Source organism: Actinosynnema sp. NPDC023658, from assembly GCF_040639995.1.
Taxonomy (GTDB): domain Bacteria; phylum Actinomycetota; class Actinomycetes; order Mycobacteriales; family Pseudonocardiaceae; genus Actinosynnema.
Genome location: NZ_JBFAAX010001051.1, coordinates 1 through 1857 on the forward strand (window position 1 = coordinate 1; position 1857 = coordinate 1857).

Here is a 1857-nt window from a genome sequence, read left to right on the forward strand (position 1 = left end):
CGCACGCCCTGGCCGCGATGTCCGCGGGCTCGGTGAGGTAGCCGAGGAGGTCCGCCGCGTGGTCGAGCATCGCGGCGGCCTCCTCGGGCGTGCCCGCCCGTGACGCGCCCGCCGTGATCGCTCGCACCCGGTGGACGAGGTTCGGCGTGGCGTCGCACAGTTCGGCGTGCAGGGTGGCGCGGCCCGCCCGCGCCGCGTGCCCGGCCACCTTCGCCGCCGCCGTGGACTGGCGGTAGGAGCGCGGCAGGTCCAGCACCACCCGTGCGGCCAGGTCCAGGTCACCCACCTCGGCCGCCGTCTCGGCCACGGCCGCCCACGCTTCCTCGCGGTCGCGTTGACCGACCGTGTCGGCGACCTCGACCATCCCGGCCAGCAGCCCGGTCGCGCCCTCGGTGTCGCCCAGCCCGAGGGCAGTCGTGGCCATGGCGGCGCGCGCCCAGATCATCTCCAACGGGTACGTGAGGGCGTGCAGCCGTTCACCGGCCTGGGCCAGCAGCACGCGTGCGCGTTCCGGGTCTCCCGCGCGGGCCGTGGCCGCCGCGACCCGGGACAGCGCCTGAGACTGCCAGTGGGGGTGGGCGACGGACAGGGCCAGCGCCACGGCGCGATCCGTGTCGCCTGTAGCCGCCCAAGGGGCCGGGACGTCGATGGTGATGTTGCGGCTGCGCTCCTCGAGGTGGTCGCGGTGCAGGGCGAGCACGGCGATCGCGGCGAGGTCCGGTGGTTCGCGGGTGGCCAGGACCGCCAACGATCCGGTCAGCTGGGAGTGCCCGGCCGTGTGGCTGCCCGAGGTGACCGACAGCCGCTCCTGGCGGTGGCGGTCGGTGCTCACCGCCACCACCCGGTCCGTGTCACCGACGCTCATCAGCATGGCGTGGTAGCCCCGCAGCAGGTACTCGGGGGTCTCGGCGGGCCAGCCCCGCTCCCGGTAGTCGTCGGCCCACGCGTGCAGGCGGTCGCGGTACCCCGCGAGGCGCTCCGCGCCGAGCATTCGCGAGGCGGTCGCGTGCAGCTCCTCGTGCGCGAGCAGGTACACGTCCGCGGTCCGGCCGCCGCGCGTGGCGAAACTGCGCCCGGTGACCGTCCGCAGGTCCTCGCGGACGTCCCACTCGGGTCGCCCGCTGAGTTCCGACAGATCCCCGACCGTCAACCCGCCGCCGGCCGCAGTGACCAGGCCGAGCAGGTCCTGGTCCGCCGGAGCCGCGTCCAGCAGGCGCTTGAGGTCGCGTTCCATGCCTTCGCGCAACACCCGCGCGTGCGGCGACGGGGCCAGGTCCCGGATGATCCCCTCGGCGCGCAGCGGGTGGTCGTCGGGCACGTCGCCGGGCACCGGCGGATCCGGGCGCGCGGACACCACCACGCGCAACCCCGACGGTGGTCGTCGCGGCAGCAGGGCCGCGATGCTGTGGGCGTCCGGGCCGGTCGTGACGCCCCGGTCCTCGTCCAGGCCGTCGACCACCAGCACGAGGCTCTCGCCCCGGCCGCGGCACAGCCGCGCCACCTCGTCCAGCAACCCCAGCAGGTGCGGCTCGCGGGTCGAGGGGGTCAGCAGCGCGGGCAGGTCGTCACCGGAGATCGTCAGCAACTGCTCCAGCACGTTCTCCACGAAGGCGGTCCGGTCGGACTGGTTCGCCAACCTCGCGGTCACGAAGAACGACACGACCCGCACCCCGGGCGGGGGGTTCAGCACGAACCACGACAGCAACGCCGACTTGCCCGACCACGCGGGCGCACGCCACCACAGGTAGCTGCCCGCGGTGGCGGGGTCCAGGCAGAACGCCGCCAGCGCGGCCAGCTCCGCTTCCCGCCCGACCAGCGCCAGGGGCGCCATGCCCTCCACCTGGTAGCGGTACCGGG

At 75.1% G+C, this 1857-nt stretch carries 1 pseudogene; it reads right to left on the minus strand.

The annotated features are described in order from the left end of the window. Positions 1-1831, minus strand: a pseudogene (locus AB0G02_RS37935) (hypothetical protein); the annotation flags it as partial. Positions 1832-1857: the final 26 nt, after the last annotated feature.